Below are 8,203 nucleotides of genomic sequence, written 5' to 3'. Positions count from 1 at the left end.
GCATCACCACGCGGCTGTTGTGCCCGCGAACCACCGCCAGCGGCACTTGCAACTGCCGGGTGCTGCCCGGGCTGGTGTGCGGCACGCCGCGATAGATGCTGATTTCCGTGGCCGGGTCGAACCGCAGGCGCAGCTTGTCATCGACCTGGTGCAAGCCATGTTGCAGGGAGGCATCGAAGCATTCCGGGTCGAAGCCGCGAAACAGGGTTTTACCGGCGAAATACCTGCGCGCGCTTTCCAGGTCGGCGAACTCTTCACGACGACCGAGGGTCCGCCCGGCCGGGGTCAAGCGGTCGATGAAACCGAAGCGTTTGGCCGCGCGGATGACCCATCGATCGGTTCGGGTCAGCACTGGCGAGTCGAGCATCACCACCCCGCGATACAACTCAGGACAGCGCAAGGCCGCATGCAGGTGCAACACGCCACCGAAGGAGTGACCGACGCCCCACACGGGCTCGGCCTGTTGTTGCAGGTGATGGATCAGCTCATCCACCAGGTTGTACCAGTTGTCGTCCGCCGGAAAACGCGGGTCGTGGGCGTGCTGCTCCAGATGCGTCACCTGAAACTCGGGTGCCAGCGCCGCAAACAACTTGCCGTAGGTCCCCGAAGGAAAACCATTGGCGTGGGCGAAAAAGATCTGTTGCGACATACCTGCAAATCCATGAGCGAGAACAGGCATTGATTGTCCGCAAGACCGCGTCCTGCGGCAATGACCGTAACTGCCAGGAATGATGACAGACCTGCCGTGGCTATGACGTCACTGCGGGCGGCACCTGTTATTTCTGACAGTTGACTGCCAACCAGCATCCAGTGGATAAGAAGGGCTGTCCCGCCGAATCATGGGCAAACTCACGATGCCCCATGCCAATACTCCGACCATCCAGGTATTTGACCCGCGCGGGCTGAGCGTGCGCGGTGTGGCGTATCACCGGCGCGAGCGCGCGTCGGCACCGGAGCCTTGCATTACCCAGCAGGAATATGACGGCGCCGGTCGCGCTGTGCTGATTCGTGATCCACGTCTGTTCCGCTTGCATCAAGACGGTCAGACGGCAGCCAATCAGCAAAACGTCTTCAGTTTGTCGGGCACTGTCGTGCTTTCGCTAAACAGCGACGCCGGCTGGCGCCTGGGATTGCTCGGCGCGCACGGGCAAAGTGTTGAAGGCTGGGATCAGAAGCTAAGCCAGAGCCGCGTGGACTATGACCCTCAGTGCCGCCCGATCGCTACGTTCGAGCGCGCATGGCAAGGCTCGGAACGCTGTATCGCACGACTCACCTATGCCGATACCGACGCCGATGCCGGTCAAAACCTGCGCGGTCGGTTGACTCGGCACGACGACACCGCCGGCACCCTACGCTTCACCGAGTTCAGTCTGAACGCTACACCGCTGCAGCACGGTCGTACCTTCATCGCCGATCCGCAATGGCTGGTGGACTGGCCCGAGTCAGAGCCTGAACGCGACGCCTTGCTGGAGAACGGGCCAGCCATCACTCGCCTTCACTGCAACGCCGCCAGTGAGACCGTCAGCCAGACCGACGCATTGGGCAACCGCCAGACGTTCATTCATACCTGTGCAGCCGAGCTGCGTGAGGTTCGTCTGAAACTCGCCGGGCAGGCCGAGGAAAAAACCCTGGTCCGAGACATTCAGTACAACGCCTTCGGCCAGATCGAACAACAATGTGCGGGAAACGGTGTTGTTTCATGTGCGACTTATAGGCCCGACGATGGCCGACTGGAGCACCTGAAAGCCTATGTAACAGGTCAACCGGCCCTGCAAGATCTGACTTATGAATACGACGCGGCGGGCAATGCCACCTGCATCACCGACGCTGCTCAAGCAACTCAATTTCACCGTAACCAGCGCATCGAGCCAGTTAGTCGCTACCGCTACGACAGCCTCTACCGCCTGATCGAGGCCAGCGGTCGGCAATGGCGCAACGCGCCGGGTGGACCACAACTACCGGAGTTCCAGTCCACCGCCGACCCCGGACAACTGGAAAATTACACGCGTTTCTACCGCTACGATGAAGCCGGCAACCTGACGGTCATGCAGCATCAGGCCGACAGCGCCAGCCGTACCGAACGCACAGCCGTCGCCCGGTTCAGTAATCGCAGTCTGCCCGAAAAGCCTGATGGCGAGCTGCCCGACGAACAGGAAATTACCGTCGGTCATGACCTCAACGGCAACCGTATCGGGCTTCAACCGGGGCAAACCCTGCAATGGGATCTGCGCAACCAACTGCGGCAGGTCGACCAGGTAGTGCGTGAAGATGAACCGGACGATTGCGAGTTTTATGTGTACGACGGCAGTGGCCTGCGTCAGCGAAAAATCCGTCAGGCCTACACCGGCACATTGATCCGCACCCACGAAACCCGCTATTTACCAGGTGTGGAAGTCCGCACTTCTGCCGACGAGACCTTGCATGTCGTGACGATCAAGGCCGGACGCAGCACGGTGCAAATCCTGCACTGGCAGACTGAGCCGCCAGCCGGCATTCCCCAGAATCAGCATCGCTACAGCTTTTCCGATCATTTGGGCTCCAGTGCCCTGGAACTGGACGAAGCGGCCTTGCTCATCTCCCGGGAAAGTTACTACCCCTACGGCGCAACTTGCTGGTGGGCCGGTCGCAACAAACTCGAAGCCGGCTACAAGACGCTGCGCTATTGCGGCCAGGAACGGGATACCACCGGGTTGTACTACTACGGGTTGCGCTACTACATACCCTGGTGCCAACGCTGGCTGAACGCGGACCCTGGGGGCACCGCGGACGGGTTGAATCTGTATGCGATGGTGCATGGCAATCCGATCGGACACGTGGATCTTCAGGGGCTGATCACCGTGGGAGAAGTGTTCAGCGCAGCCCTCGCGACGATTGGCCGTGACGGTGTGAGTGCCCTGGCTGGTGGCGCTGTGCGGTACTTTGCGGGGCAAGGACTGACACACTTGGCAAGCACACCCACGGATGATCCGGATATCCAGATGATTGACCCCGGCGTCAATCTGGCGCTGAGCGTAACAGGTGCGGCGGTCGGGGCATTGGCGGGCGGATCCATGGGGATGGGCGCGGGAAGCAATATCGTTTCCCGATACAGCGAAAACCGCGCTGCGCAGTGGATCGGTGCGGCCATGGGTGGACTGGTGGGCGCGGCAGTAGGTGCCGCTGCCCCGCTCTATGCCTATCTGAGCAACCCTGAAGGGTTAAATGAAGTGGCCATCAGCCTCATCACCAGCGTGGCCGGCAATCTGACAAGGGAAACAGGGCAACGCATCAGCGCAGAACTGGGCCCCAGGCTTACGCTCGCGCCCTCAGGTGTCGCGACTGCCCTGCGCACAGGCGCCTATGGAGGATTGCTGGTCGCCGGTGGAATGATTCGCGCGCAGCTTGCGCCTCTGGCCGGCGTCGCCATCAATGCCGCCGTCGAAGGTCTTGATGGTGCATCCATCGTCATGATCAACGCCTGGCGTGGAGGAACCTTCACCCAGGGCACTAATGAGTTGAGCAGACCGAATGCCATGGAAGTGCTGTATGGCTGGGCTACGYGCACGGCCGGGTCAGGCTTGACCGCCTCGCTGACACTCCTGTCCACCCCGCTGACCGACGCCATTGCAAACCCCAATCTGCGGACGGGAGCCATTGGTGCAATGGCTACTCCCACAGAAGCCCGAACCTATTTGGGACAACATGTGCAGCGCGGCACCGCCGAGTTGTTCAGATATGACGATGCGGACTTCACCCTGGACCACTTCACCCAACCAAACAGGGAGTGGACGGGGCACCCGGACATGCCCACTGGCAACAGCATTGAAATGACAACGTTCCGTCGCCATGCTTCGAGTACCCCTTAACGCGCCGGCGGATTCTCACCCAACGGCACCACCGCCATGGTCAGCCGCGATACGCAACTGGCCTTGCCCTCATCGCTGGTCAGCCGAATGTCCCAGACATGGGTCGTGCGGCCGATGTGGATTGGCCTGGCCACCGCCGTCACCCGCCCGCTGCGCAGGCCGCGCAAATGGTTGGCGTTGATTTCCAGGCCCACGCAATAGAACTTGCTGGCATCGATGCACAGGTAACTGGCCATGGAGCCGACCGACTCGGCCAACACCACCGAGGCACCGCCGTGCAGCAAGCCGTAAGGCTGGTGAGTGCGATGGTCAATGACCATGCTGGCCGTCAGGGACTCAGCGTCAAAGGCCTCGAAACGGATGTCCAGCACTTCACCGATGGTGTTTTTCTGGATAGCGTTCAACTGTTCGATGTTGGGAGTGGTGCGCCACAGGCTCATCGCAGAGTTTCCTTGTTGGTTTTGTTCGTGGATCAATCCTGCCACAGCACCGCTTCGCTGCGCTCGCTCCATTCTTCAAAGCGCTCACCGTAAGCCGCTTCGATCACATTGCGCTTGATCTTCAGGGTCGGGGTGAGAAAACCGTTTTCCACGGCCCAACTGTCCTTGACCACCACCAGGCGCCGCAGCCGTTCATGTTTGTCGAGGGCAGCATTGACCTCTTCCAGCAGTTTTTCCAGGCTGGAATGCAAGCCGGCGCGCGCGGCCCCGCCAGCATCCTGCTGGCCGACCGCCGACAACACGCACAAGCCCAACGGCGCACCCAAGCCATCGCCCACCACACAGACCTGTTCGATGCGCGAGTGCACGGCCAGACGATTTTCAATCGGCGCCGGAGCCACGTATTTGCCTTTGCTGGTCTTGAAGATTTCCTTCAGGCGCCCGGTCAGGCGCAGATTGCCTTCGGCGTCCTCCTCGCCCTTGTCGCYGGTGCGCAGGAAGCCGTCCCCGGTAATGGTGACGGCGGTTTTTTCCGGTTCCTTGTAATACCCGAGCATGGTCGCGCCACTGCGCACCATGACCTCCCCTGTCTCGGCGATCCGCACTTCGACTTCCGGGCACGGCTTGCCGATCCAGCCTGGTTTGTTCTGGCCCGGCATGCCGATGTGGGAATAGCCGCAACTCTCGGTCATGCCGTAGACCTCCAGCACATCCAGCCCCAATTTGCGATACCACTGCAACAAGGTCTGCGGCACCGGTGCAGCACCGGACAGCGCAATGCGCAACGCATCCAGCCCCAACCCGGCGAGGACTTTATGCCCGACCCGTTTGCCGATGATCGGCAGGCCGAGCAGGAAGTCGAGACGTTTTGCCGGAATCTTGCTGTACACGCCCATCTGGAATTTGGTCCAGATGCGCGGCACGCCAAACAGTGCGGTCGGGCGCGCACGTTGCAGGTCGGTGAGAAAGGTGTCCAGGCTCTCGGCGAAAAATACCGTTTGGCCGGTGTAAATCGATGCCAGTTCGACGAACATCCGTTCGGCAACGTGGCACAGCGGCAAATAGGACAGCAGTCGGTCCGACTCGTTGAGGCCGAACAACGAAGTGCCACGAGTGGTGGCGAACCCCAGGGTGCCAAAACTGTGCATCACGCCTTTGGGCATGCCAGTAGTGCCGGATGTGTAAATGATGGTCGCCAGTTGATCGGCGGCAGGTTTGGGATCGTCCTGGATCGGCGAGCTGCGTTGCAGGTCGGCCCAACTGAAATCGAACGTACCGGGTGGATGTAGCGGCAGGCTGATGGTCGGCAGATCGGGGCTGACGCCACGGGACATGCCCGGCCAGTCGTCGAGCTTGCCGATGAATGCCAGCGTCGCTTGCGAATGTTCGAGTACCTGGGCAACGGTCTCGGCGGTGAGGTTGGGGTACAACGGCACCGAGACATGCCCGGCCATCCAGATCGCCAGGTCGGCAATGATCCAGTGCGCACAGTTCTTCGAGATCAGGGCGATATGGCTGCCCTGCGGCAGTTCCCGTGCCCGCAACCAATGGGCCGCGCAACGGGCCTGGTGACCGACGTCCGCCCAGGTCAAGGTCTCGACCTGGGCGCCTGCGACCGGCTGGACCAGAAAGCGCTGGCGGGGATGACGGGCCTCACGCTCGTAGAAAACGTCCAGCGGCAAACGAAAAGCAGCAGACATGACTCGCTCCTGTTTTTTGGTCTGGAGCAAGCGTAGTCAACCAAGCAAGTGCTTGGTCGATTATTTAACAGAAAAACAAAATCAAAAGATCGCAGCCTGCGGCAGCTCCTACATGGAAATGGCGTGCATCTTGTAGGAGCTGCCGCAGGCTGCGATCTTTGCTTTTATGGGTGCTTGATGCTGTCAAGCTTCATTGACCCGACCAGCAGCTCATCACCCTTGAGCTCCGCCAGACCGGCAGTGCTGACCTTTTCCGGCGGATGTCCGGCACCATGTTGCAGGTAGCTCAGCAGATTCCCCACCAGCGGATTGTGACTGACCAGCAACACGTTGCTTACTGCGACCATCTGTTCGGCCACCTTGTCCGGCTCCGTGTCCGGTGTCAGCCACTCGACGGTGCGGATTTCCGGTTCGAAACCCAATGCATCTCGTACCAGTTGCGCTGTTTGCTGCGCTCGCAGGTACGGGCTGGCGTAAATGCCGGTCAGCGGCTGACCCACCAGCTCTGCGGCGACTTTCAATACTTCCTTACGACCGTTATCCGTCAGTTCCCGCTCCGAATCGTGGGGACGGGAGCCGTGTGGCACGGCTTCACCATGACGCAATACCCAGAGTTTCATAGCTTGGGTTCCTCCTCTCGAGCCGAATGCGGTGCCGGTGCCACGACATGCGGCGCTTCACCTTCCGGCGTACGCGGCGTCGGCCAATCGGCGAACGGCCAAGGCTTCTGGTCGCTGTGAAAGCTGCCGAAACGACCGATCTGCGCCAGAAACTGGCTCAGGCTGTCGCCGAAATTCATCAAACTGGCGTTCGGGGCGCCATAGAACAAACGATAGATCAACTGCACCAACACGACGGCGCCGAGGATGAACTGCGCCACTTGCCACACCAGCACGAAGACCATCATCCACAACACACGCAGCAGGATGGACTCGTATTTGGCTTCTACTTTTGGATCGTTCATGCGCAACTCCCTGCTTTTCTGGCAAGCGTGATTAGTTGAAACCACTGGTGGAAATAAAATCGACGTCGGTTTTCGGCTCTCCACGCATTAGCAGACCGATGACCTGCTCCAGCGTGCGCCCCTCGAACAGGATCGCGTGCAGCCCGGCGACCAGCGGCATGTACACGCCAACCTCCTGGGCCTTGGCCTTGAGCACTTTAAGGGTGTTGACCCCTTCGGCGACTTCGCCCAGGCGCGTGACGGCCTCGTCCAGGCTCAGGCCCTGGCCGAGGGCGAAGCCGACCTGATAGTTGCGGCTCTTGGGCGATGAACAGGTCACGATCAGATCGCCCACGCCCGCAAGCCCCAGGAAGGTCATCGGGTTGGCGCCCTGATTCACCGCAAAGCGGGTCATTTCCGCCAATGCCCGGGTGATCAGCATGCTCTTGGTATTTTCCCCCATGCCCAGCGCCACCGCCATGCCGGCGATGATCGCGTAAACGTTTTTCAACGCCCCGCCCAGCTCCACACCGAAACGGTCGGCGCTGGCGTAAACACGAAAGGTGCGGCCGTGCAGCGCGGCCTGAACCTGCTGGCAGAGTTCTTCGTCTTCACTGGCGACCACCGTCGCGGTCAGTGCATGTTCGGCGATTTCACGGGCCAGGTTGGGTCCGGACAGGACGCCGATGCGGGCCTGCGGGGCGATCTCTTCGAGGATCTCGCTCATCAGTTTGAATGTGTGGGCTTCGATGCCTTTGGTCAGGCTCACCAGTAATTTACCGGTCAACCGTTCGGCGTGCGGCACCAGCACCGAGCGCAGCGCGCTGGAGGGCAATGCGACAAAACACAGGTCACAGGCGTCCAGGGTGGCTTGCAGGTCGGTGACCGGTGTGACGCCGGGCAGAATCTTGATGCCTTTGAGGTAACGCGGGTTTTCGCGATTGACCCGCATGGCCTCGGCCTGTTCGGGGTCACGCATCCACTGAAGGACCTGAAGCCCATTTTCGGCCAGCAGATTGGCCACGGCGGTTCCAAAACTTCCGCCTCCCAGGACCGCAATCGGGCGCTGTTCAGTCATATGCAATCCGTTAATCCATACCAGTGGCGATGTCGGCATTATACGGGGCAGCCCATCGGCGGCCAGCCCCGGCGTCAAATACCGGCAGTTGTAGGAAGAAGAGCAATAAAACCGAGGAAAATGCGGACATCGTGAATGGAAAAGTCATTCGGCTCGGTTAACATGCGCGCCATCAATCACTGACTGGGATGTGTTGT

Annotated in this window: 7 protein-coding genes; 1 reads left to right on the top strand and 6 read right to left on the bottom strand. The window is 60.6% G+C overall.

The genetic code is table 11. From position 1 onward, the window contains the following. Positions 1–649 (bottom strand): alpha/beta fold hydrolase (locus AC1DVH_RS17250; protein WP_477754831.1); only part of this gene is annotated, 649 nt, incomplete at its 3' end. A gap of 190 nt (positions 650–839) precedes the next feature. On the opposite strand from AC1DVH_RS17250, the gene AC1DVH_RS17245 reads away from it, so the two are divergent. Beyond that, positions 840–3,845: an RHS repeat-associated core domain-containing protein gene (locus AC1DVH_RS17245; protein WP_477754830.1), complete on the top strand. Its 3,006-nt coding sequence runs from the start codon at positions 840–842 to the stop codon at positions 3,843–3,845. On the opposite strand, the gene AC1DVH_RS17240 is transcribed toward AC1DVH_RS17245, so the two are convergent. The 5 genes from AC1DVH_RS17240 to AC1DVH_RS17220 form a co-directional block, all read right to left on the bottom strand. Continuing rightward, a complete protein-coding gene (locus tag AC1DVH_RS17240) occupies positions 3,842–4,285 on the bottom strand; it encodes a hotdog fold thioesterase (RefSeq protein WP_477754829.1) in 444 nt (147 codons plus the stop codon). The two genes, AC1DVH_RS17245 and AC1DVH_RS17240, sit on opposite strands and share 4 nt — an antisense overlap. 32 nt (positions 4,286–4,317) lie before the next feature. Continuing rightward, positions 4,318–5,985 carry an AMP-binding protein gene (locus AC1DVH_RS17235; RefSeq protein ID WP_477754828.1) on the bottom strand — a complete coding sequence of 556 codons (1,668 nt, stop codon included), beginning with the start codon at positions 5,983–5,985 and terminating at the stop codon, positions 4,318–4,320. Positions 5,986–6,149: 164 nt separating this feature from the next. Then, a complete protein-coding gene (sixA, locus tag AC1DVH_RS17230) occupies positions 6,150–6,605 on the bottom strand; it encodes a phosphohistidine phosphatase SixA (protein WP_477754827.1) in 456 nt (151 codons plus the stop codon). Beyond that, complete coding sequence (locus AC1DVH_RS17225; RefSeq protein ID WP_477754826.1) at positions 6,602–6,949, bottom strand: DUF4389 domain-containing protein; 348 nt, start codon at positions 6,947–6,949, stop codon at positions 6,602–6,604. The genes sixA and AC1DVH_RS17225 overlap by 4 nt, the downstream gene beginning before the upstream one ends. 31 nt (positions 6,950–6,980) lie before the next feature. Continuing rightward, positions 6,981–8,006: an NAD(P)H-dependent glycerol-3-phosphate dehydrogenase gene (locus AC1DVH_RS17220; protein WP_477754825.1), complete on the bottom strand. Its 1,026-nt coding sequence runs from the start codon at positions 8,004–8,006 to the stop codon at positions 6,981–6,983. Positions 8,007–8,203: the final 197 nt, after the last annotated feature.

Source organism: Pseudomonas sp. P4_C3 (genome assembly GCF_056402075.1).
This window is presented reverse-complemented; position numbering and strand designations above follow the sequence as displayed.

What these genes read in the sequence shown, in the direction of transcription:
- sixA (WP_477754827.1), bottom strand. Translation starts at nt 6,605, where the DNA reads ATGAAACTCTGGGTATTGCGTCATGGTGAAGCCGTGCCACACGGCTCC.
- AC1DVH_RS17240 (WP_477754829.1), bottom strand. Translation starts at nt 4,285, where the DNA reads ATGAGCCTGTGGCGCACCACTCCCAACATCGAACAGTTGAACGCTATC.
- AC1DVH_RS17220 (WP_477754825.1), bottom strand. Translation starts at nt 8,006, where the DNA reads ATGACTGAACAGCGCCCGATTGCGGTCCTGGGAGGCGGAAGTTTTGGA.
- AC1DVH_RS17225 (WP_477754826.1), bottom strand. Translation starts at nt 6,949, where the DNA reads ATGAACGATCCAAAAGTAGAAGCCAAATACGAGTCCATCCTGCTGCGT.